The 22,845-nt window shown below is 62.3% G+C and carries 24 protein-coding genes; 10 read left to right on the forward strand and 14 right to left on the reverse strand.

Translation table 11 applies throughout. The features are described 5' to 3' along the window. Nucleotides 1-7: 7 nt before the first annotated feature. The 4 genes from bcsQ (at nt 8) to ATF69_RS13600 (ending at nt 6,285) form a co-directional block, all read left to right on the forward strand. On the forward strand, nt 8-799 hold the full coding sequence (bcsQ, locus tag ATF69_RS13585; RefSeq protein WP_146871297.1) for a cellulose biosynthesis protein BcsQ: 792 nt from the start codon (nt 8-10) through the stop codon (nt 797-799). Continuing rightward, entirely contained in the window at nt 796-3,306 is a 2,511-nt protein-coding gene (gene bcsA / locus ATF69_RS13590) for a UDP-forming cellulose synthase catalytic subunit (protein WP_233193705.1), read from the forward strand. Before bcsQ ends, bcsA begins: the two co-directional genes overlap by 4 nt. Then, on the forward strand, nt 3,303-4,880 hold the full coding sequence (gene bcsG / locus ATF69_RS13595) for a cellulose biosynthesis protein BcsG (protein ID WP_099729616.1): 1,578 nt from the start codon (nt 3,303-3,305) through the stop codon (nt 4,878-4,880). The genes bcsA and bcsG overlap by 4 nt, the downstream gene beginning before the upstream one ends. Before the next feature lie 172 nt (nt 4,881-5,052). Further along, nucleotides 5,053-6,285: a multidrug effflux MFS transporter gene (locus tag ATF69_RS13600; protein ID WP_099729615.1), complete on the forward strand. Its 1,233-nt coding sequence runs from the start codon at nt 5,053-5,055 to the stop codon at nt 6,283-6,285. A gap of 15 nt (nt 6,286-6,300) precedes the next feature. Here ATF69_RS13600 and ATF69_RS13605 read toward each other — a convergent pair whose 3' ends face one another. The 3 genes from ATF69_RS13605 to orn form a co-directional block, all read right to left on the reverse strand. Continuing rightward, the gene (locus ATF69_RS13605; RefSeq protein ID WP_167514355.1) at nt 6,301-7,770 is read right to left on the reverse strand and encodes a sensor domain-containing diguanylate cyclase; all 1,470 of its coding nucleotides are present in this window, start codon (nt 7,768-7,770) and stop codon (nt 6,301-6,303) included. Between the two features lie 136 nt (nt 7,771-7,906). Then, nucleotides 7,907-9,787, reverse strand: a complete 1,881-nt coding sequence (locus tag ATF69_RS13610) for a DEAD/DEAH box helicase (protein ID WP_108498108.1) — start codon at nt 9,785-9,787, stop codon at nt 7,907-7,909. Between the two features lie 390 nt (nt 9,788-10,177). After that, the gene (gene orn, locus ATF69_RS13615) at nt 10,178-10,771 is read right to left on the reverse strand and encodes an oligoribonuclease (protein WP_056062110.1); all 594 of its coding nucleotides are present in this window, start codon (nt 10,769-10,771) and stop codon (nt 10,178-10,180) included. Nucleotides 10,772-10,808: 37 nt separating this feature from the next. Between orn and ATF69_RS13620 the strand changes: the two genes are divergently transcribed. From ATF69_RS13620 to rsgA, 3 genes are read left to right on the forward strand one after another with little or no spacing between them, the layout of a single operon-like run. After that, a complete protein-coding gene (locus ATF69_RS13620) occupies nt 10,809-12,116 on the forward strand; it encodes a M48 family metallopeptidase (RefSeq protein ID WP_056747746.1) in 1,308 nt (435 codons plus the stop codon). Then, nucleotides 12,113-12,451: a 4a-hydroxytetrahydrobiopterin dehydratase gene (locus ATF69_RS13625; RefSeq protein WP_146871298.1), complete on the forward strand. Its 339-nt coding sequence runs from the start codon at nt 12,113-12,115 to the stop codon at nt 12,449-12,451. The genes ATF69_RS13620 and ATF69_RS13625 overlap by 4 nt, the downstream gene beginning before the upstream one ends. Before the next feature lie 12 nt (nt 12,452-12,463). After that, nucleotides 12,464-13,408: a ribosome small subunit-dependent GTPase A gene (gene rsgA / locus ATF69_RS13630; RefSeq protein ID WP_056747488.1), complete on the forward strand. Its 945-nt coding sequence runs from the start codon at nt 12,464-12,466 to the stop codon at nt 13,406-13,408. Between the two features lie 49 nt (nt 13,409-13,457). On the opposite strand, the gene ATF69_RS13635 is transcribed toward rsgA, so the two are convergent. From ATF69_RS13635 to rpsP, 6 genes are all read right to left on the reverse strand, one after another. Continuing rightward, the gene (locus tag ATF69_RS13635; RefSeq protein ID WP_056747487.1) at nt 13,458-14,444 is read right to left on the reverse strand and encodes a CobD/CbiB family protein; all 987 of its coding nucleotides are present in this window, start codon (nt 14,442-14,444) and stop codon (nt 13,458-13,460) included. Between the two features lie 189 nt (nt 14,445-14,633). Further along, complete coding sequence (locus ATF69_RS13640; protein ID WP_208758729.1) at nt 14,634-15,356, reverse strand: CoA pyrophosphatase; 723 nt, start codon at nt 15,354-15,356, stop codon at nt 14,634-14,636. Nucleotides 15,357-15,443: 87 nt separating this feature from the next. After that, entirely contained in the window at nt 15,444-15,827 is a 384-nt protein-coding gene (gene rplS / locus ATF69_RS13645; RefSeq protein WP_056061081.1) for a 50S ribosomal protein L19, read from the reverse strand. A 128-nt stretch (nt 15,828-15,955) separates the two neighbouring features. Then, nucleotides 15,956-16,714 carry a tRNA (guanosine(37)-N1)-methyltransferase TrmD gene (gene trmD, locus ATF69_RS13650; RefSeq protein WP_146871299.1) on the reverse strand — a complete coding sequence of 253 codons (759 nt, stop codon included), beginning with the start codon at nt 16,712-16,714 and terminating at the stop codon, nt 15,956-15,958. A 24-nt stretch (nt 16,715-16,738) separates the two neighbouring features. Further along, nucleotides 16,739-17,311, reverse strand: coding sequence for a ribosome maturation factor RimM (gene rimM, locus ATF69_RS13655; protein WP_146871300.1), 573 nt, complete (start codon nt 17,309-17,311; stop codon nt 16,739-16,741). A 74-nt stretch (nt 17,312-17,385) separates the two neighbouring features. Further along, complete coding sequence (rpsP, locus tag ATF69_RS13660; protein WP_015013104.1) at nt 17,386-17,637, reverse strand: 30S ribosomal protein S16; 252 nt, start codon at nt 17,635-17,637, stop codon at nt 17,386-17,388. Nucleotides 17,638-17,782: 145 nt separating this feature from the next. Here rpsP and ATF69_RS13665 point away from each other — a divergent pair, with 145 nt between their 5' ends. Next, the gene (locus ATF69_RS13665) at nt 17,783-18,304 is read left to right on the forward strand and encodes a GNAT family N-acetyltransferase (RefSeq protein ID WP_056061071.1); all 522 of its coding nucleotides are present in this window, start codon (nt 17,783-17,785) and stop codon (nt 18,302-18,304) included. Between the two features lie 10 nt (nt 18,305-18,314). Next, complete coding sequence (locus tag ATF69_RS13670) at nt 18,315-18,761, forward strand: TM2 domain-containing protein (protein WP_056061068.1); 447 nt, start codon at nt 18,315-18,317, stop codon at nt 18,759-18,761. A gap of 117 nt (nt 18,762-18,878) precedes the next feature. On the opposite strand, the gene ATF69_RS13675 is transcribed toward ATF69_RS13670, so the two are convergent. From ATF69_RS13675 to ATF69_RS13685, 3 genes are all read right to left on the reverse strand, one after another. Beyond that, nucleotides 18,879-19,889 (reverse strand): inorganic phosphate transporter, encoded by a 1,011-nt coding sequence (locus ATF69_RS13675; protein ID WP_116749216.1) that lies wholly within the window; start codon nt 19,887-19,889, stop codon nt 18,879-18,881. Between the two features lie 19 nt (nt 19,890-19,908). Beyond that, a complete protein-coding gene (locus tag ATF69_RS13680; protein WP_055403060.1) occupies nt 19,909-20,556 on the reverse strand; it encodes a DUF47 domain-containing protein in 648 nt (215 codons plus the stop codon). 178 nt (nt 20,557-20,734) lie between these two features. Further along, on the reverse strand, nt 20,735-21,097 hold the full coding sequence (locus ATF69_RS13685) for a DMT family protein (protein ID WP_015013099.1): 363 nt from the start codon (nt 21,095-21,097) through the stop codon (nt 20,735-20,737). On the opposite strand from ATF69_RS13685, the gene ATF69_RS23155 reads away from it, so the two are divergent. Continuing rightward, nucleotides 21,027-21,326, forward strand: a complete 300-nt coding sequence (locus tag ATF69_RS23155) for a hypothetical protein (RefSeq protein ID WP_162251097.1) — start codon at nt 21,027-21,029, stop codon at nt 21,324-21,326. The two genes, ATF69_RS13685 and ATF69_RS23155, sit on opposite strands and share 71 nt — an antisense overlap. Here the strand turns inward: ATF69_RS23155 and ATF69_RS13690 are convergent. Beyond that, the gene (locus tag ATF69_RS13690) at nt 21,311-22,039 is read right to left on the reverse strand and encodes an ABC transporter ATP-binding protein (RefSeq protein ID WP_056061060.1); all 729 of its coding nucleotides are present in this window, start codon (nt 22,037-22,039) and stop codon (nt 21,311-21,313) included. The genes ATF69_RS23155 and ATF69_RS13690 overlap by 16 nt on opposite strands. A 2-nt stretch (nt 22,040-22,041) precedes the next feature. Beyond that, the gene (locus ATF69_RS13695; RefSeq protein WP_056061058.1) at nt 22,042-22,836 is read right to left on the reverse strand and encodes an ABC transporter ATP-binding protein; all 795 of its coding nucleotides are present in this window, start codon (nt 22,834-22,836) and stop codon (nt 22,042-22,044) included. Between the last annotated feature and the right edge of the window lie 9 nt (nt 22,837-22,845).

The following is a 22,845-nucleotide window of genomic DNA, read 5'->3' on the forward strand; positions in this document are numbered from 1 at the left end:
AGTTTGCATGCGCGTGATTGCTGTCGTTTCGCCGCTCGGCGGGTCCGGGCGTACCACCATGGTCGCCCACCTGGCGTCCATTGGCGCCCGTCAAGGCCAACACACCTTGGCCGTAGAACTCTGTGCCCAGAATCTGCTGGGCATACACCTGGGCATGCCCCGCCCCGCCAGTCAGGGATGGGCAGCACTTGCCGCCACAGACTCTTGGTGGGCAGACGGCAGCTTCGACAACACGGACGGCGTCTGCGTTCTGCCCTTTGGCCCAGCGGCACCAGAAACCATCACGACGCTCCACCAGTTGCTCGCTGCCAACCCACAGTGGCTGCAAGACCAGGTGGAACTGCTCGACGTACCAGAGGATTGCACGATAGTGCTGGACACACCGCAATGGCCTTCGCCGCTGGCCCAGGCAGCGCTGCGCTGCGCAGATGCGGTGTTGGTGGTCATGGAAGCGTCTGCGCGCGGATGTGCCAGCACGGACGCCGTACGCGCCATGCTGCAGGCGTCGCCAGCAACGCCCAACGTGCAGGGCATCGCAGTCACGCGTTTTGACCCGCGCCGCGTATCGCAACGGGAGGCGCTCAGCACATTGCGCCAGCAGTGGGGAAGCCAATTGCTGCCCTATACCGTGCATGAAGACGAGAACCTCTCACGTGCACTGGCCGCATCGCAATGCGTGAACGGCATGGCACCGCATGCACAGTCCGCGCACGATCTCCAGGGCATCTTCCACTGGCTGTCGGCAGTGCCTCCGTTGGCGCCGCTGCCTGCGCCCGCAGCTGGAGTGGTTGCACCATGACAGACCAGGCGCCCTCGGGCACCACCACACCCACACCGGCCACCGAACAAGCGGACGCACTGGTGCCCACTCGCAAGGCACTGATGTGGCTCGGGCGCCAGCTTGAGGTCGGGCATGAGGCTCCCTGGTGGATGTGGTTGTGGCGCTGTTTCGTTCTGCCACCCTCGCCACAGCGCGCATTGCGCCCCTGGTTGCTACGCCCAGTGCGCGGGCTTTGGGCAGGCCTCGGCTGGGCCATGCGCTGGCTCTGGCGAGTCCTGGCACTGGCGCTGACACTGGTTTTCTGGCCCATCCGGCTTTTCCTGCGTGCCATGGACCGCCTGGCCACCCACGTCAACGTGGGCAAGGGCATGCGACTGGCAGACCAGTGGCTCACACCGGCCCTGGAGATTCCTGGCCTGCGCTGGGTGATCCTGGCGGTGGGGGCGGTCACCGGTCTGGTCGTCATGACCACCCCATTCAACTGGTTCGGGCAACTGTTGTTCATGCTGCTCTGCTGGGGACTGTCCCTGGTGCTCCGGCGCCTGCCAGGCCGCTATCCTTCGCTGGCGCTTGCAGCGATCAGCCTGCTGGCGATGGGGCGTTACGCCTGGTGGCGCCTGACTTCATCGATTGAATTCGACTCGGTCATCGAGTCCTTCCTGGGCTACGGCCTGCTGGCGGCAGAGGCTTACACCTGGTTGGTGGTGGTGCTGGGCTTCATACAGACTGCCTGGCCCCTGCACCGCAGTCCGGCGGAGCTGCAAGGCGCACCCGCGTCCTGGCCCACGGTGGATGTGTACATCCCCACCTATAACGAGCCGCTGAGTGTGGTGCGCACCACGGTGCTGGCGTCGATGGCACTGGACTGGCCCAAAGACAAGGTCAAGGTCTTCATCCTGGACGATGGGCGGCGCGAGGAATTCCGTGCCTTTGCCGAATCCATGGGCGTGGGCTATATCGTGCGGCCCGACAACAACCACGCCAAGGCTGGCAACCTGAACCATGCGCTGGGCAAGACCGATGGTGAGCTGATCGCCATCTTCGACTGCGACCACATTCCCACACGCTCCTTCCTGACCACGGCCGTGGGCTGGTTCCAGCGCGACCCGAAGTGCGCCATGCTGCAAACGCCGCACCACTTCTTCTCACCTGACCCGTTTGAGCGCAACCTGGGCACCTTCCGCCGTGTGCCCAACGAAGGTGCCCTGTTCTACGGTCTGATCCAGGATGGCAATGATTTCTGGAACGCCACGTTCTTCTGCGGTTCCTGCGCGGTGATACGGCGCGGCCCTTTGCTAGAAGTGGGCGGCATCGCAGTGGAAACCGTGACCGAGGATGCGCACACCGCCCTCAAGCTGCACCGGCGCGGCTACACCACGGCTTACATCAATGAGACGCAGGCCGCCGGCCTGGCCACCGAGAGCCTGTCGGCCCATGTGGGCCAACGCATCCGCTGGGCGCGAGGCATGGCGCAGATCTTCCGCGTGGACAACCCCTTCCTGGGCAAGGGCCTCACGCTGTGGCAGCGCATCTGCTATGCCAACGCCATGGTGCACTTCTTCTTCGGGCTGCCGCGGCTGGTGTTCCTCACCGCGCCCATGGCCTTCTTGTTTTTTGAATGGCACATCATCAACGCGGGCGCCATCATGATCGCGCTGTATGTGCTGCCATACATCCTGCAGTCCAACATCGCCAATGCGCACGTGCAAGGCGAGCACCGGCACACGTTCTGGGCTGAGGTCTACGAAACGGTGTTGGCCTGGTACGTGGCCCTGCCCACCACGGTGGCTCTGATCAATCCGCGCCTTGGCAAGTTCAACGTGACAGCCAAGGGCGGGCTGGTGGACGAGCCGTACTTCGACTGGGTGATCTCCCGCCCCTACACCGTGCTGGTCCTGCTTAACTTCGCAGCCTTCGGCATGGGGCTGCTGCGCCTGTTCTTTTGGAATACCGAGGAAACCGCCACCGTACTCCTCAATCTGCTATGGACGGTCTACAGCATCCTCATGCTGGGTGCTGCGTTGGGTGTGGCATCCGAAGCACGCCAGGTGCGGCGAATGCACCGCGTGGCCACGCAATTGCCCGCAACCTTGTACCAGGACGACGGAACCGTGCTTCAGGCCCTTTGCATCGACTTTTCCATGACTGGTGTAGGCCTGCAATTGCCTGAAGGCACTCCACTGGCCGTGGGAGACAAGGTGCAGGTGGGACTGTGGCGCAACGATATGGAATGCACCTTTCCAGCCACGGTGATGTTGCACAGAGGCCAGAGCGCCACCGGTTTTCAGTTTGACCCCATGACGCGCGAACAACAAATCGACCTGGTGCAGTGCACCTTTGCCCGCCCCGACACCTGGAGGCAATGGAACGACAGCCACGATACCGACCGACCTTTGCATGGCCTGCAGGAAATCGCGCAGCTGGGCGTGCTGGGCTACCGCAAGTTCTGGACTTCGCTGGTGGAGTCGGCACGCAGCCGATGGCCCCTTCGCAAGCAGCGCGGGCAAGAAAGGCTGCCGGCATGAGCTTCTGGCATTTGATTTTCCTTGCCAAGGTGGGCCTGTACTTTGGTGGCTATATCGGCTTGAACTGGTGGCTGAACCTGCTGTTGTGGGCGTCCATGCTGCCCCCCATTGCGCACAAGAGGTGGCGCCGTGTACGCGCTGCAGTCGCCGTAGCGGCTGCCATCGCACTGCTGTATGCCGACTCTTACCTTCCCAGCCCAGGACGCGTGCTGTCGCAGCTCAAAGCGCTGAGTGGCTTCAGCGCGGACTACTGGCTGGAACTTGCCCAGCGGGTGTTCAACCCTGAAATGCTGCTGGTGGGACTGGTCGGCATCGTGCTTTATGCAGCACTGGCCCGGCGGGTGCGTGCGGGGACGTTTGCATTGCTGGCGTTGTTGAGCGTACCGGTGGTAGCGGCCCTGCAGGAGCAGGCGGCTACGCCCCAGGCCACCATGGCCGCAGCAAGCGGATTGAACTCGGCCGCCGCGCCCAACGACAATCAGGACACGTCGCCAGACGCTCTGCTGCAACGCTTTTACGCGAGCGAAAGCCAAAGGCGCGTCCAGTTCACCGCGCCCAATACGCCCCCGGCATTCGACATCATCCTGCTGCATGTGTGCTCCTTGTCGTGGGATGACATGGACTTTGTAGGACAGCGGGACAACCCATTCCTCAAGCGTTTTGATGTGTTGTTCACCAACTTCAACAGCGCTGCCAGCTACAGCGGACCAGCCTCTCTGCGGGTATTGCACGGCACCTGTGGCCAAACACCACACAACAAGCTGTACGAGGGCATTGATCCGCAGTGCTACGTGTTTCCCAACCTGGAAAAAGTGGGCTACCAGACCGCTGCACTGCTCAACCACGACGGGGTGTACGAAGAGTTTGCCCATGCGCTGGAACAGCGCGGAGGCCTTGCTGGCAAGCTGCAGTCCAATCAGGGCGCGCCCGTGCACATGCAGAATTTTGACGGCTCGCCCATCTATAACGACCACGCCTTGTTGGCGCAATGGTGGAAGAAGCGCAGCACTGACCGCAGCACCGGGCCCGTGGCGCTGTACTACAACACCATCTCCCTGCACGACGGAAATCGCGTGCCAGGCATGGCTTCGCGCAACAGCCTGGAGACATTCAAGCCCCGCTTGGTACAGCTGCTCGCCGACTTCGACAAGTTCATCTCCGAACTGGAGGCAGCAGGCCGCCCTGTGGTCGTGATGCTGGTCCCTGAGCACGGCGCATCGCTGCGCGGAGACAAAATCCAGATGTCGGGTATGCGGGAGATTCCTGGCCCCCGCATCACCCTGGTCCCCGCTGCGGTGAAGCTGGTGGGCATGAAGCCATCTGAGGCATCCGCCCCAGCAGCGCCCGTGGTTGTGAACCAGCCGATGAGCTACCTGGGCTTGTACACCTTGCTAGGCGATCTGATTCGCGACAACCCTTACGTCGACTCCGCGCGCCCGTTGGCGGAGCGGCTCGCAGCCCCGGTCACTACCCCCTTTGTGTCAGAGAACGCCGATGTGATCGTGATGCGCAACATGGAAGGCAAGTACGTGATGCGCTCGGGGAACGGTGAATGGGTTCCCTACAACTATTGACTACGTTGGCTTGAAGCCCGAACGGGGCGTGACGAGGGGTTGCGCGACAGCCCCCTTCTCCGCACCCTGCCGCATGCGTCCCGCATAATCCATCCGCACTGCCGCGCCATCCCGCGATGCCACGGCGGTGCGATGTCCTTCGCGTGCCCGCAACCCCCATCTGCCACCACTCATGAACCCACAAGCCCATCTGCTCTGGAAAGCACCCCGCTGGGCGCTCGCGATCCTGTTGGCTGTGCTGGGCATGCTCGGGCCTTTCTCCATCGACACCTACATCCCCGCGTTCTCAGGCATCGCCGCGGCGCTGGGAGCCACACCGGTGGAAATGCAGCAGACGCTGTCCGCCTACCTGTTCGGCTTTGCGTTCATGAGCCTGTTCCACGGCGCGCTGGCAGACAGCTTTGGGCGCAGGCCCGTGATCTTGTGGGGCATCGCCGTGTTCACGCTCGCTTCCGCAGGGTGTGCGCTGTCGCAAACGATCGGGCAACTGGTCTTTTTCCGGGCACTGCAAGGCCTGTCCACGGGAGCAGGGATCGTGGTCTCCCGCGCGGTGATCCGCGACATGTTCCCTCCAGCACAAGCGCAGAAGGTTATGAGCCAGGTGACCATCTACTTTGGAGTGGCTCCAGCGATTGCTCCCATCATCGGAGGCTGGCTGTTTGTCCACACCGGGTGGCACAGCATTTTCTGGTTCCTGACCTTCGTGGGAGTGGCCCTTTGGACCGCCAACTTCAGGCTGCTGCCAGAGACCTTGCATGTGGAGCAGCGCCAGCCCTTTCATGTGCGCCATCTAATGCGCGGCTACGTGCAGTTGGGCACCAGTGCGCGCTTTGTGCTGCTGGCGCTGGCCAGTGGCGTGCCCTTCAATGGCATGTTCCTGTACGTTCTCTCGGCTCCAGCATTTCTTGGCGATCACCTGTCGCTGGCGCCTACGCAGTTTTTCTGGTTTTTTGTCCTGACCATCTCGGGGATCATGGGCGGTGCGTGGCTCAGTGGACGGCTGGCAGGGCGTATCCCGCCCAAGCGCCAGATCCGCCACGGATTTGTCATCATGTTTTCGGTGGCTGTGTTGAACCTGGTCGCCAATCTGCTGTTCACACCCCACGCCTGGTGGGCTCTGGCGCCCATTGCGGTCTTCTCTTTTGGCTGGGCACTGATGGTGCCGGTGGTGACGCTGCTGGTGCTGGACCTCTACCCGGAGCGCCGAGGCATGGCCTCATCCATGCAGGCGTTTGTCGGCTCTTCGGCCAATGGCCTGGTGGCAGGCGTCATCGCTCCGCTGGTGATGCACTCTACCGTTTTGCTGGCGCTGTCATCACTCCTGATGTTGTGCCTTGGCATGCTGTCCTGGATCTGTCTGCACCATCGCTGGCCCGAGATCGGGCGTACGCCGGTCCACCTCTGATCAATACCCGACTGATCAAGGACTGGGCTGCCGCCGGTCCACGTTTTTTTGCTGGTAATAGCGGTTCTTCTCCGCATACATCGCCTGGTCTGCGCGATGGATCGCGGCTTCTACCGCATCTCCAGACTGGCAACAGGCAATCCCCATGGCCAGGCTCAGATGCTGGCCAGGGTAGAACTGGTTGTTGAGTTCGAGCATCGACAAAATGCGCTCCTGCAAAGCCATGGCTCCTCGCTCATCCGTGCCTGGCAACAACACCGTGAACTCGTCACCACCAATGCGGGCTGCGCAGGCCGGAGCATCCACGGCCTTGGCCAAGACCTCGCCAACGCGGCGCAGCATGGAGTCCCCCGCCGCATGGCCTTGCTCATCGTTCACCACCTTGAGACCATTCAGGTCGATGGCGATGATGGACAGCGGCCAAGGGCCCTTGCGGGTCAGGCGGTTGAGCTCCTCTGCATAAAAGGCTCGGTTGCGCAATTGCGTGAGCACATCGTGCTTGCCCAGGTACTCCAGATAAGCCTCGGCCTTCTTGCGTGCCGTGATATCCACCAATGACAGGAGCACCAGGCCCCAGTCGCTCATGTGATCGGCAAGCACCGAGAACTGCATGTGGATATGCACGGCATCCCCGGACAGTGCGTAGTTAACCACTTCGCGCTGTTGAAAGGTCTTGCCCTCCCACAGGTCCAGCAATTGCTCCGCAAAGGACTCGTGCATCTCACCGCGAAACACCCGACCAATGTTGTTCAGCAGCATTTCTTTGCTCTCTGCGCCGAACATCCGCAGGGTCTGCTGGTTCACATCGATCACCCGGATTTCGTGCATGCAGCGTGTCACGAACTCGGGATGCACCCGGATGAATGTCTTGAAATCATCAATACCCTGCGCACGCACACCATCGAGCAGGCTCTTGACCGCACTGAAGTCCTCCACCCACAAGGACACGGGTGAATGTTCGAACAAATCGCGTGCATACCGTTCGCTGCGGCGCAGCTCGGCACCTGCACGCACAGTGGCCGTAACATCCTCCAGCGACACCAGCACACGGCTCCAGTTGTCCTCGTAACCGGGCAGGATGCGCGCACGGATCTGCACATCCAGCCGGCGTCCGTCGAGCGCGTAGTTGACTGTCTGGTTAGAAAATTCCAGCTGACCGTCCCACAACTGTGACAGTTCATGCGCCACTGCGTCGTGCATGTCGTCCCTGAAGACCTTATCCAGATTGGCTTCCAGTACCTGCTGGCTCTCGGCGGCAAACAGATCCAGCGTGCGCTGATTCACCTTGAGCACCTTGAGGGCTGCACTGCAGGCCCGCAGGCGGGCCGGGTCCTCTGCCAGGAACTGGCGGATGTCGGTCACGCCTTCGGCGCGCCACTGCTCAAAAAGCTGCTTGAGCGCACTGTAGTCCTCCAACCAGAGCGACACTGGCGCCAACCCGAACATGTGCTCAAAGTCCGCACCCGAAGATAAAGAAGACGACACAGCAGATTCCTCCGGCGGCCATTATTGACGAGGCGCCGTTGGCATCCGCAGCTGAAATGGCCTCCCCAATGAAAAAAGGCCAGCACCTTACGGTACTGGCCTTTGCACAAAGGGCGGCGCTAGCGCCACACAACAATCAGCGCGCGGGGCGTGCAGGACGCTTGCGGGCGTCGTGGGCCACAAAGGGCTTGCCACCACCACCGGCAGGCTTGGCAAATGCAGGCTTGCGAGGAGCGAAATCGCCGCGCGGTGCACCCGCATCGCCACGAGGAGCAAAGCCACCACGGCCTGTATCACCAAAACCAGGCTTGCGGCCATAACCGTCACCGTCACGACGCGGCGCAAAACCACGGTCGCCGCCACGGTCATCACGGCCAGCGAAACCGCCGCCGCCTTCACCACGGGCAGGGGCGCCACGGTTGTCACGACCAGCAAAGCCGCCGCCAAAGCCACCGCCGAATCCACCACGATCATTGCCACCACGTGCGGGACCACCGAAGCGACCGCGCGACTGGTTATCACGGTTGTCATACGAACGGCCCGGGGCGCCACGGCCACCACCAAAATCGCCACCGCGAGGTGCCTGCGGAGCGCGCTGTGAAGGCTCCATGCCCGGAATCACTTCGGCCTTGAACTGCTGCCGGCTGTACGACTCAATGTCGTAGATCTTGCGGCGATCGCGGAACTCGGCAAACGTGATGGCCAGGCCATCGCGGCCCGCACGGCCGGTACGACCGATGCGGTGGGTGTAATCCTCAGCCTTCATGGGCAGGCCGAAGTTGAACACGTGGGTGATGGTAGGCACGTCGATGCCCCGTGCGGCCACGTCAGTAGCCACCAGAATCTGCACCTGACCAGCGCGCAGCGCCATCAAACGGCGGTTGCGCAGGCCCTGGCTCAGGGCGCCATGCAACGCGACGGCCGAGAAGCCTTCTTGCTGCAGGTCGTTGGCCAAACCGTCGCACTCCACCTGGGTGCTGGCAAAGACAATGGCTTGGTTGATCGTGGTGTCACGCAGCCAGTGGTCCAGCATCTTGCGCTTGTGTTGGGCATTGTCGGCCCAGTACAGAACTTGCTTGATGTTGGCGTGCTTCTCTTGCGGAGAATCGATGGTCACCTTCTGCACAGACGAACCACCGTCGTGCATCACGCGCATGGCCAGTTGCTGGATGCGGGGCGCAAATGTGGCGCTGAACATCATGGTCTGCTTGCGCTGCGCGGTCAGCTGGTTCAGTTCTGCCAGGTCATCCGAGAAGCCCAGGTCGAGCATACGGTCCGCTTCGTCAACGACCAGGAACTGCACCTTGTCGAGCTTGATTTGCATCGAGCGCTGCAGGTCCAGCAGGCGGCCAGGGGTTGCCACCACGAGGTCAGCGTTTTGCAGTTTGGCGATCTGCAACTGGTAAGGCATGCCACCCACCACATTGGCCACACGCAGGCCACGGCAATGCTTGACCAGGTCGATGGCATCGTGCGCGACTTGCTGCGCCAGTTCACGGGTCGGGCACAGGATCAGGGCACCAGGGGTGGCAGCCTTGAAGTTGCGCGAACTGGTAGGGTCCTTGCGTTTGGCGCGCTTGGGAGCAGGTTCGCCACGGGCAGCGGCTTCGGCCACGGCGCGTTCAAAAGCGGCGCGCTCTTCGGCTTCGGCAGCAGCTTGCTGGTTGATCAGTGTGTGCAGCACAGGCAGGAGGAAGGCGGCGGTCTTGCCGCTGCCCGTCTGGCTGGAGACCATGAGGTCGATGAACTTGGTGGAGTCGTTGCCACCGCCCATCGCCAGAGGGATCGCCTTGAGCTGCACGCTGGTGGGCTGGGTGTAACCCAGATCAGCCACGGCTTGCACGAGTTCAGGGGCCAGGCCCAGCTCGATGAAGCCATTGGGCTCAGCGGTCACAGCAGCATCGGCTTCGACGGCTGATACCACGGCGTCCAGGGGAGAAGACTGCACGGAAATGTCGGCAGCAAAGGAAGTGTCTGCAGGCGCGAATTCGCCCTGCACCAAAGAGGTGTCGGTCATGATTTTTCTCTCACGAAGACGGTCGCGGGCGCAGCCCACGATTGGCTTCGTCAAATGGTTAAAAAACATCAACCATCAAACGAAACCTGCGCTGGCTCAGAGAAGGCCGGAGCGGGTGGGCGTTATTCGCCAGTCCTGCACTGTCGAGTGACAGTCGGCTGGCAAGCCCGGTGTGTGAGGGGAGATGCACAATCTGCGAGGGATTCCTGCGCAGCTATCGATTATTGCACGATTAAGGGTTTGCCCGCAATACCCTCCTTTGCTTTTCGCCAGTGGCAATGCCTTCTCCGCCAGGAATCCAGTCCCGCGTCGTCGTAAAACACGCGCGCCAAAGGCGCGGATCTCACCAGGGCTCCCACGCCCCTCACAAAAGGGATGAGAAGCAGTGGCTCAAGACGTTTTCACATCCACGGCCAACAGGTGCTGACGGTAATGCGCCAGCTCGTCGATGGACTCGTGGACATCGGCCAGGGCCGTGTGTTTTTGCGCTTTCTTGAAGCTGGTGTATGCCTCGGGCTTCCAGCGCTTGGCCAGCTCCTTGAGCGTGCTCACATCCACATTGCGGTAGTGAAAGAACCGCTCGAGCTTGGGCATGTAACGCACCAGAAAACGCCGGTCCTGACCGATGCTGTTGCCGCACATGGGCGCAGTGCCCTTGGGCACGTACTGGGCCAGGAAAGCAAGGATCTTCTGTTCCGCTTCCTCCTCCGTCACCGTGGACGCCTTCACTTTGTCGATCAGGCCGCTGCGGCCATGCGTGCCTTTGTTCCAGGCATCCATCTTGTTCAGCAATTCATCCGGCTGGTGAATGGCAAATACGGGGCCTTCGACGCGGGGTTCCAGGCTCGGACCGGTCACGACCACGGCGATCTCCAGCAGGCGGTCGGTGTCGGGCTCCAAGCCGGTCATCTCACAGTCCAGCCAGACCAGGTTCTGGTCGGATTTGGCAAGCGTGGCAGGGGTGGGGTTGTTGGCTTCTGACATGGCACGCATTGTCGCCGATGGCCTAAACTCGCCGCACATGCCCACCTCTGACGACATTTCCCCCTCTTTGCTGTTCACCCTGGCCTTTGCAGCCGCGCTGCTGCTGGGCCTGGCCCTCAAGTTCTGGCTGGCGACGCGCCAGGTCCGGCATGTAGCACGCCATCGCGCGGCGGTCCCGGTACCGTTTGCCGAGCGCATCGCCCTGGCGGCGCACCAGAAGGCGGCCGACTACACCATCACCAAGGCCCGGCTGGGCATGCTGGAGATGGCGCTGGGCGCGGCCGTGCTGCTGGGCTGGACCTTGCTGGGCGGCCTGGACGCACTGAACCAGGCGCTGCTTGGCGTGCTGGGCGGCGGCATGTGGCAACAGATGGCATTCCTGGTCGCCTTTGCAGCCATCAGCGGCCTGATCGACCTACCCCTATCGCTGTACCAGACGTTTGTTGTGGAAGAACGGTTTGGGTTCAACAAGATGACCTGGCGCCTGTGGCTGGCGGACGCCCTCAAGGGCCTGCTGGTGGGCGCCATCATCGGGCTGCCCATTGCCGCACTGATCCTCTGGCTGATGGGCGCTGCAGGCCCGCTGTGGTGGCTGTGGGCCTGGTGCTTCTGGATGGGTTTCAACCTGCTGCTGATGGTGATTTACCCCACCTTCATCGCACCGCTGTTCAACAAATTCCAGCCGCTTGAAGACGAGTCGCTCAAAGCCCGCGTGACTGCGCTGATGCAGCGTTGCGGCTTCTCGGCCAAGGGCCTGTTCGTGATGGACGGCAGCCGCCGCAGCGCCCACGCCAATGCCTATTTCACTGGCTTTGGTGCCGCCAAGCGCGTGGTGTTCTACGACACCCTGCTGCGCCAGCTGGCACCTGGCGAGGTCGAGGCTGTGCTGGCCCATGAGCTGGGCCACTTCAAGCACCGCCACATCATCCAGCGCATCGTGATGATGTTTGCGCTCAGCCTGGCGGGCTTTGCGCTGCTGGGCTGGCTTTCCACACAGGTCTGGTTCTACACCGGGCTGGGTGTGCGGCCCAACCTCTCGCTGGACCCGGCCATGGCCGCCGCACCCAATGATGCGCTGGCACTGCTGCTTTTCATGCTGGTCGTTCCGGTATTTACCTTCTTCATCTCGCCGCTGTTTTCGCAACAATCGCGTCGCCATGAGTTCCAGGCGGACGCATATGCCGCGGCCCAGGCCAGCGGCGCCGACCTGTCGTCGGCCTTGCTCAAGCTGTACGAAGACAACGCCTCCACGCTCACTCCAGACCCGGTCTACGTGAAGTTTTACTACTCGCATCCACCCGCCACAGAACGGCTGGCGCGCATGCAAACCCCTGCTCACCCATGACTACCATGTTGAAGAAAAAAGACTGGTCCACGCTGACCCGACGCGCCCTGACAGCTACAGAAATAGTAGCAAACCTAGCCAAACTGGAGGGCTGGAGCCTCAGTGGCGACGGCGCCAACGTCGCCATCGAGAAGACCTACCACTTCGCCAACTACTACGAGACGATCTCGTTCGTGAACGCATTGGCGTTCATCGCCAATGCGCAAGACCACCACCCCGATCTGTCTGTGCACTACAACCGCTGCGTGGTGCGACTGAACACGCACGACGTGCATGGCATCTCCAGCACCGACTTCGAGTGCGCCACCCAGTTCGACGCACTGGTCGCACGGTGAGGCAGGCCCACCATGGCTGAACGCAGCGCCCTCATGGAAGGTACCGTGGTGGCCAGCCATGGGCGCCATTGCATGGTCGAGACCCCGGATGGGGAGCGCCGCATCTGCCACCCCCGCGGTAAAAAAAGCCAGGCCGTCGTTGGCGACCATGTGCTATGGCAGGCACCGCCGCCCGGGCAAGGCGAAGAAGGCACCATCGAAAAGGTCAAGGAACGGCGCAACCTGTTCTACCGACAGGACGAGATTCGCACCAAATCTTTCGCCGCCAACCTCGATCAGGTACTCATCCTGATTGCGGCGGAACCGGTGTTCTCCGAAAGCCAGCTATCGCGGGCACTGATTGCTGCAGAGGCGGAGGGCATCAAACCCATCATTGCACTCAACAAGAGTGATCTGGTCGAACCCTTCGCCCGCGCATGGGAGCGACTGCTGCCGTACCGGCACATGGGCGCCGGCAAACACTATGGCGTGCTGCCGCTATCTCTGGCGCTGTCCAGCGATGTGGACCGTGCCCTGCTCATGGAACACTTGCAGGGCAAGACCACGCTGGTGCTGGGCCCGTCGGGGTCCGGCAAGAGCACGCTGATCAACCTGCTGGTGCCGGGCGCCTCGGTGCTGACCGGAGAAATCTCGCAGGCCCTGAATTCAGGCAAACACACCACAACCAGCACCCACTGGTACTGGATGGATGCGGCGCGCACCACGGCACTGATCGACTCGCCAGGGTTCCAGGAATTCGGGCTGCACCATATCGCCCCCATGCAGCTGGCGGCCTGTATGCCCGACATCGCCGAGCATGCAACGGCCTGCAAGTTCTACAACTGCACCCACCTGCATGAGCCGGGGTGCGGTGTGCTGGATGCAGTCAAAAAGGGCCAAGGCGCTGGAGGAATAAGCCCTTCTCGCTACAAAATATATAGCGATTTATTTGAAGAGCTGAGTCACACCCGGTATTGACCGGCGTATGCCAGCGGCGCCACGCGAGATGGCGCGACAGGTGAACGGGCTAGCCGAGCAACCGGGCCAGCGTCAACAGCGCCAGCAGCAGCATCCAGACCACCACCGAGCGCCACACCAGGCCCACCACGCTACGAAGGTGGCCTACTTCAGGCTCGCGGCCGGGGGTGGAGTCGCTGTCACCCATGTCGGCATCAATCTCCAGACCCTGTGGCGCATGCAGCTCGGTGCGCGCCTTCAACGCCTCACCGCCCAGGCGCACATTAATGGCCCCTGCAGTGGCGGCAAGAACCACACCATCGTTGTCGTTGGGAAACCGCTGCGCATGAAAACGCCAGCCTTCAATCGCTTCTTCAAAACTGCCGACAACCGCAAAGCTCAGAGCCGTGAGCCGCGCAGGCAACCAGTCGATGGCAGTCCAGGCCTGGGCGGACGCCTGCTGCAAGGACTCGCTGGCGGGCAATGCGCCCGTGCGCTGCTTGTAATGCCAGTAGCGAGAGACAAATTCAGCCAGGCGATACAACACCGCCCCCGTCGGCCCCAGACCCAGCGCAGCCAGCACCGAGAACCACGCCAACACCCCAAATACATGCCGGTGCGCAGCCAGCACCGAATACTCGATCACATGGCGCACGATCTCGCTGCGCGGCAGCGCGCCCACATCCACCTGTTGCCAGTGCGCGAGGCGCTCGCGCGCCGCGTCTTCGTCACCCTCTTCCAGCGCATCGCGGATGCCGGTGAAGTGGTGGCTGAACTGCCGAAAACCCAGCGTGACATATAGCACCGCCACGCTCCAGAGCACCGCAAACGGCCAGCCGAGACCCCACAGCAGCAGCCAGTGGATGCCCAGTGTGACCAGGGCGGGAACGAGCACCGCGAGGCTCCACGCCACCCACCCGTGGTGCGATTTGCCCGCGTCGAAATTGCGGCTCACGGACAAGGCCCATGCACGCAGCCCCGCGTGGATGGGATTGCTGCGAGCCAGAGGGCGTGCCTGCTCGATCAGCAGAGCGAACAGGATGGCAAAGAAACTCATGGGGGGCAATGATACTGGCGCCAAGCCACGGGAGCACGTGATTCCGCCGAACCTCAGCAACACATCCTCCAATGAAGCGGGGACCCCACCCGCAGCCCTCAAAGCCCACATGGCCGAAGCCAGAGCCCCACGTGAGGGGTCGCGCTGCCACACACCGGGTGCGTCCGCGCGAAGCGCCTCAGGGGTGCTTCATTCAGCCATCATGAACCGGTAGAAATTGCGCAGCATGCCAGCCGTGGCGCCCCAGATGAAATGGGTCTTGTCGCCTTGCTGGTAGGGCATGGAGAACCATTCGCGGTGCACGCCATCACGGTCAAACACATGGCGGCGATGGTGAGCTGGGTCGAGCAAAAAGGCCAGCGGTACCTCAAACAGGTCGGCCACCTCATACGGGTTGGGCCGAAGCACACAGTCCGGCTGCACAAGGGCGACCACCGGGGTGATGATGAATGACGAGCCGGTCACGTAGGTGGGCAAGGTCCCCAGTACCTCGACAAATTCACGGTCCAGGCCCACCTCCTCCTGCGCTTCGCGCAAGGCGGTTTCAGCAGCACTGGCGTCTTCCGGATCAGCCCGCCCGCCCGGGAAGGCCACCTGCCCGGAATGGGTGGACAGATGTGCGGTGCGCTCCGTCAACAGCACCATGGGTTGCTCGCGCAACACGATCGCCAGCAACACGGACGCGTGGGCTGGCTCGCGGTTCATGAACTTCTTTTCCAGCACCACCTCCGGCTCCCACCGGGGTGGCTGTGCAAAACGCGCACGCAGCGCATCGGGCGTCCGCACAGCCAGGGGCACGGCGGGCAGGTGCGCATCCACCCCGACCACCGGCACCGTGCGAGGGTCAAAGTCGGGCAGGCTCGACAGAGGCGCAATGACCGATGAGACAGCAGGAGGAGAAGAAGGGTTCACAAAAAGCAGGTTCCACGGACCAAAAAAAAAGCCGCTACAGGCAGATGCTGTAGCGGCTTGTCAGGACAGGCCCTCGCCTTGCTTGAATTAAGCGGCGGTAGCAGCAGCCTTGACGCGCGAAGGCAGCTTTTCCTTGATACGCGCCGACTTACCGCTGCGGTCACGCAGGTAGTACAGCTTGGCACGGCGCACGTCACCGCGGCGCTTGACTTCGATGCTGGCGATCAGCGGGCTGTAGGTCTGGAACGTACGCTCCACGCCTTCGCCGCTGGAGATCTTGCGCACGGTGAAGCCGCTGTTCAGGCCGCGATTGCGCTTGGCAATCACCACGCCTTCGTAAGCCTGCACGCGCTTGCGGGTACCTTCCACCACGTTCACGCTCACGATGACGGTGTCACCAGGGGCGAATTCGGGGATGGTCTTGTTCAAGCGGGCAATTTCTTCCGCTTCCAGGGTCTGGATCAGGTTCATGTGAGTTTCCTAGTGATCTTGTCCGCGCCAAAAATGGCTGCGTCGGGATTGACGTCTCAGTGTTTTGCGGGAGAACTCCCAGTCAAAACGGCCGGCCAGAGGATCGAAAAGCCTTTGATTATAGCAATTCAGCCGAGCTTGGCCAATACGGCTTCATCGGCGGGCCCCAAACGCCCCGCTTTGCGCGCGGCGTCGATGAGATCAGGCCGGTGGCGGGCCGTGGTGGCCAGGCGCTGATCACGCCGCCAGCGCTCGATCTGCGCATGGTGACCCGACATGAGGGCCGCTGGCACCTGCTGCCCTGCCCACTCTTCGGGCCTCGTGTAATGCGGGCAGTCCAGCAGGCCATCGAGCGCGGGATTGAAGCTGTCGAGCTGGTGGCTGCCCTCGTCGTTGAGCACCCCGGGCTGAAGGCGCGCCACGGCGTCCAGCAGCGCCATGGCGGCAATCTCGCCGCCCGAGAGCACGAAGTCGCCCAGGCTTATCTGAACATTCACATGGGTGTCAATGAACCGCTGGTCTATGCCTTCATAGCGCCCACACAGCAACACGGCCCCCTCGCTGGCAGACCAGCGCTCCACGGCGGCGTGGTTCAGCGACTCGCCGATGGGTGAAAAAAGAACCAGCGACGCCTCGCCGCCCTCGGGCTCACCGCGCTCTGCCCGGATGGCCGCAAGGCACCGCGCCAGGGGCTCGGCCATCATCACCATGCCCGGGCCACCGCCAAACGGGCGGTCATCCACCCGGCGGTAGTTGCCGTCGGCGTAGTCGCGTGGGTTCCACAGGCGCACATCGACTTGGCCACTGGCATAGGCGCGCCGGGTCACACCGCTCGCCAGGAAGGGCGCGAACAGCTCGGGAAAGAGGGTGATGATGTCAAAGCGCATAGGGCGCGGGTCGTGACGGCGCGGTCAGTAGTCGGGCTGCCAGTCCACGGTGATGCGTTTTTCGGCCAGATCCACCTTGTCCACGAAGGCCGAGACAAACGGAATCATGCGCTCCTGTGCCTTGCCATCCTGCTCATAGGCCAGCACCAGCACGGTCTGTGGACCGGTGGACATCAACTCGCGCACCTCGCCCAGCGCCACACCTTCACGGTTGAAGACCGACAGACCGATCAGATCGACCCAGTAGTACTCGTCTTCGGAGGTGGATGGAAAACTGGATCGCGGCACAAAAATCCGCGCACCGCGCAACGCCTCTGCCCCATTGCGGTCATCAATGCCCTGCGCCCAGGCCACCACGGAGTCCGAATGATCCTTGGCCTGGCGGATGGGCAGCAGCACGGTGCCGCTGAAGGTCTTGACACCACGCTCGGAGGGCTGCAAATACCAGCGTTTGGACGAAAAAAGCGCCTCGGGATTGCTGCTGTGCGACAGGACCTTGAACCAGCCCTTGATGCCCCAGGCATCTGCGATGCGCCCCACTTCAACGGCGTCGGCAGGCAGTTCTGCGGGTTCGAGGGTCAACGGTGTGGTGGCCATGGCAGTGAATCCAGAATGAGAAAAGGGCGGGTTCCGCCAGACCAGCCGACGGAACCCGCCCTTTTCAGGGAGCTTTAAGCAGCCTTCTTGGCGGCTTGCTTGATCAGGCGGTCCACCGTGGGGGAGGACTGGGCGCCAACGCCCACCCAGTAAGCCAGACGGTCTTGCACGATGCGCAGGCCTTCTTCAGATTCCTTGGCGGTGGGGTTGTAGAAGCCGATGCGCTCGATGAAGCGGCCATCACGGCGCACGCGCTTGTCAGCAACGACGATGTTGAAGAAAGGACGGCCCTTGGAGCCGCCGCGGGAGAGTCGAATGACGACCATGATTTATCCTTCGGGTGGTGAACTCCGGCAACATTTGCCGTAAGCCACAGTGTTCGCAACCATATTCGCAACGCTTGAGACACGCGACATGGCCACCCGGCCAGCGACACGCTGCAAAGCCTGCGATTATATCCATTTCCCCAAAATGCCCTCTATCCGCCCCAGCACTGACAGCGATATTCCTGCCATCACGGCCATTTACCAACACCATGTGCTCCACGGCACGGGCACCTTCGAGATAGATCCCCCCTCCGAAGCCGACATGGCAAGCCGCCGCGCTGACGTGCTGGCGCGTGGCCTGCCCTGGCTGGTTGCGGAGAAAGACGGTCAAGTGCTGGGCTTTGCCTATGCCAACTGGTTCAAGCCCCGCCCTGCCTATCGCTTCTCGGCCGAAGACTCGATCTACGTGGCCGATCAGGCCCGCGGCATGGGCCTGGGCCGCAAGCTGCTGGCCGAGCTGGCGGTACAGGCCGAAGCGGCTGGCGTGCGCAAGCTGCTGGCGGTGATTGGAGACTCTGCCAACGCAGGCTCGATCGGCGTGCACCGGGCCCTGGGCTTCACCGATGTGGGCATCATGCGCTCAGTCGGCTGGAAGTTCGGCGCCTGGCGCGACATCGTGCTCATGGAAAAGACCCTGGGCGCGGGCGACACCACTTCACCCGAATAGCGCAGCACCCATGAAAAACAAAACCGTAGCCGCCTGGCTCGCCTTTGTCGGCGGCCCCCTGGGCCTGCACCGCTTTTACCTTCATGGCCTGTCCGACATGCTCGGCTGGTTGTTGCCCATCCCCACGGCGCTGGGCATCTATGGCATTCAGCGGGTGCAGCAACTCGGCCAGGACGACCACTACAGCTGGGTGCTGATACCGCTGCTGGGCTTCACGATTGCCGCCTGTGCGCTGCGCGCCATCCTGTACGCGCTGATGACACCCGAGGCATGGAATGCGCGCTACAACCCCAGCGCCGCACCGGACGCCGCGCCGGGCAGGACGCAATGGATCACCGTGGGCGCCATCGTGGTGTCCCTGCTGATCGGGACCACGGTACTGATGGCCAGCCTGGCGTTCAGTTTCCAGCGGTACTTTGAGTACCAGATCGAGGAAGCGCGCAAGATCTCGCAGTGATCCGCTGGCAGGCGCCAATGCAAACGCCCCATCAAATTCACACCCAATGGGGCGTATGCGCTAGTGTTGATTGCCTTGAATGCTATCTATTCAATAGCATTCGCGATAACTCCGCCATCAGAACAGCTGCAGGCTGATCCAGTAGGCGACGGCGGCCACAAATGCGCTCGCCGGGATGGTCAGAATCCACGCCCAGATGATGTTGCCGGCCACGCCCCAGCGCACGGCACTGGCGCGCTGGGTGGAGCCCACACCGACGATGGCGCCCGTGATGGTGTGCGTGGTGGACACCGGAATGCCCAGTGTGGTGGCCAGGAACAAGGTCAGCGCCCCACCCGTTTCGGCGCAGAAGCCGCCCACCGGCTTGAGCTTGGTGATCTTCTGGCCCATGGTCTTCACAATGCGCCAGCCGCCAAACATGGTGCCCAGGCCGATGGCCACGTAGCAGCTGATGATGGCCCAGGTGGGTGGCGAGGCGTCAGACGCCGATGCATACCCGGTGGCAATCAGCAGCAGCCAGATGATGCCGATGGTTTTTTGCGCATCGTTGCCGCCGTGGCCCAGGCTGTAGGCACCCGCAGACAACAGCTGCAACCGGCGGAACCACTTGTCCACCTTGCTCGGGCGCGTGCGCCTGAAGATCCAGGCCACGGCCACCATCATGAGCGAACCCAGCGCAAAACCCAGCAGCGGCGAGACAAAGATGAACGCCACGGTCTTGAGGATGCCCGCCGAGATCAGCGCGCCCGCACCAGCCTTGGCAATCACAGCGCCCACAATGCCGCCGATGAGGGCGTGCGAGGAGCTGCTGGGGATGCCGTAGTACCAGGTGATCACGTTCCAGGTGATCGCGCCCACCAGAGCGCCAAACACCACGTGCGTGTCCACAATGCCGGGCTGCACGATGCCTTTGCCCACCGTCGCTGCCACGCTCAGGTGAAAGACAAAGATCGCCACAAAGTTGAAGAAGGCGGCAAACAGCACCGCCTGCGCGGGCTTGAGCACGCCGGTGGAGACCACCGTGGCGATCGAATTGGCCGCGTCGTGGAACCCGTTCATGAAGTCGAACAGGATTGCCAGGGCCACAAGCAGAACCACAACCCAGAGGGCCGTCTGTACGGTTTCCATACTGGTCAGCCTGCGCGGATCAGGAGTTCTCGAGGACGATGCCCTCGATACAGTTGGCCACGTCCTCGCACTTGTCGGTGATCGTCTCCAGCAGTTCGTAGATGGCCTTGAGCTTGATCACCTCGCGGACATCGGGCTCCTCGCGGAACAGCTTGCTCATGGCGCTGCGCATCACGCGGTCGGCGTCGGATTCGAGCTTGTCGATCTCCTCGCAGGTCTTGAGCGCGGCCTCGGCAACGGCTGGGTCGGCGATCTTGTCGAGCAGCTTGACGGCATCGCGCAGGCGCTCGCAGCACTTGAGACTCAGGTCCGTGAGGCGGGTGATTTCTTCCGTCATGTGGCGCACGTCGTACAGCGCCATGGTTTCAGCCGAGTCCTGGATCAGGTCGGCCACATCGTCCATGGTGTTGATCAGCGTGTGGATCTGCTCACGGTCGATGGGGGTGATGAAGGTCTTGTGGATGGCCTTGTTCACCTCGTGCGTCACTCGGTCGGCGGCACGCTCGGCGTTGTCCACATCCTGGTTGTACTTGTCGCGCAGGTGCGGGTCGCTGTAGTTGGCCACCAGTTGCGAGAAGGCCCGGGCCGCCTCGACGATGCGGTCCGCATGCTGGTTGAACATTTCGAAAAAATTGCCTTCGCGTGGCAACAGCTTGGCAAACAGCATGGAGACTCCTGGATCGGGAACGAATGGTGAGAAAAGGCCGCGCCATGACAGAACCATGACGCTTTCGTGACCCGTCGAGTTTAACCGTGCGCCTTGCAGGGACTGATGCCGCTGCCTCATGCAGTCATGCGCACGGCGCCGTGGGCGACGACACACTGGCCGTTCAGGCCCTGTGCCTTCAGGCGCCCCGGAAGATGAAATACACCGCCCCCACCAGGCACAACCCCGCCCAAAGGTAGTCCCACTTCAGGGGTTGCCCCATGTAGAACACGGCGAAGGGCACAAACACGCCCAGCGTGATGACCTCTTGCATGATCTTGAGCTGCCCCACGTTGAACTGGGTGAAGCCAATGCGGTTGGCCGGCACTTGCAACAGGTATTCAAACAGCGCGATACCCCAGCTGACGAGGGCCGCGACATACCACGGCGAAGACGCCAGGTTCTTCAGGTGGCCGTACCACGCAAAGGTCATGAAGATATTGCTGGCAGTGAGCAGCAATACCGTTTGCAAAGAAATAGGCAGGGATTGGAGCGCGTTCATGGTGGAGCGGCAGGCTGGGGAAGTGAACGAAGCGGCCGATTATGAACAAAACCAATCGATTGTGCTGGTGTTACATACCTTGTCAGCTATATTTTTAATAGCAATTTACTGCAACACCACCCCCACCAACAGACATAAAAAAAGGCACTCCCGAGGGAGTGCCTTGCTGGACAGCCGCCGCACCACACCAGCGGTGCGCAGGCTTGCGGTCGCTTATTCGCCCAGGTAGGCAGCGCGCACCTTGGGGTCGTTGAGCAACTGCTGGCCAGGGCCCGACATGGTGATCAGGCCGGACTCCATCACGTAGCCGCGGTCGGCAATCGCCAGCGCGCGGCTGGCGTTCTGCTCCACCAGCACGATGGTCACGCCCAGCGCGTACACGTCGCGCACCACCTCAAAGATCTTGTCCACCATGATGGGGGACAGGCCCATGGAAGGCTCGTCCAGCAGCAGCACCTTGGGTTGGCTCATCAGCGCGCGGCCCATCGCCAGCATCTGCTGCTCACCGCCCGACATGGTGCCGGCCAGCTGGTCCTTGCGCTCGCGCAGGCGCGGGAAAATGGTGAACATCTTCTCGATGTCAGCCAGGATGCCGGCCTTGTCGGAGCGCGTGTAGGCGCCCATTTGCAGGTTTTCGGTGATGGTCATGCGCGCAAACACGCCACGGCCTTCCGGCACCATCACCAGGCCCTTCTTCACCAGGTCCCAGGCGCCCTTGCCCTTGATGCTTTCGCCCAGGTACTCGATGTCGCCGTCGTTCATGGCCAGGGTGCCAGTGATGGCCTTCATGGTGGTGGTCTTGCCCGCACCGTTGGAGCCGATCAGCGAGACAAGCTCGCCTTCACGCACTTCGAAGTCCACGCCCTTCACGGCCTGGATACCGCCGTAGGCCACTTTCAGGCCCTTGACCTGCAGCAGTACCTTGTTGGATTTTTCGGCCATTCTCAATGTCCTCCGGTGCCCAGATAGGCCTCAATCACTTTTTCGTTCTTCTGCACTTCGGCAGGGTTGCCTTCGGCGATCTGCTTGCCATAGTCGAGCACCGTCACACGGTCGCACAGGCCCATCACCAGCTTCACGTCGTGCTCGATGAGCAAGATGGTGCGGTTGTCTTTGCGGATGCGGTCGATCAGCTCGCGCAGCAGCACCTTCTCGGTGGCGTTCATGCCGGCGGCGGGCTCGTCCAGCGCAATCAGTTGCGGATCGGTGGCCAGGGCCCGGGCGATCTCCAGGCGGCGCTGGTCGCCATAGCTCAGGGTGCGCGCCTTGTAGTCGGCAAACTTGCCAATGCCCACGTAGTCGAGCAGTTCCTGTGCGCGCTTGGCGATGGCCAGCTCTTCTTCCTTGAAGCCCTTGGTACGCAGCACAGCGCCCAGCAGGCCGGACTTGGTACGGATGTGGCGGCCCACCATCACGTTTTCCAGTGCCGTCATTTCTGCAAACAGGCGGATGTTCTGGAAGGTGCGCGCAATGCCTGCCTTGGCCACTTCGTGCACGGCCGTGGGCTCGTAAGGCTTGCCAGCCAGTTCAAAGGTACCGCTGTCGGGGGTGTACAGGCCGGTGATCACGTTGAAGAACGTGGTCTTGCCTGCGCCGTTCGGGCCGATCAGGCCATACACCTGGCCTCGCTCAATGGTGATGCCCACGTCGGAGAGGGCTTGCAGGCCGCCGAAGCGCTTGGAAATGCCCGCAACCCGCAGCACCACGTCGCTGGCTGATTTCTGAATGTTCTCTGCCATGTTCTAACT

It is taken from the genome of Acidovorax delafieldii (assembly GCF_007993815.1).
GTDB classification, from domain to species: Bacteria; Pseudomonadota; Gammaproteobacteria; order Burkholderiales; family Burkholderiaceae_C; genus Acidovorax; species Acidovorax delafieldii.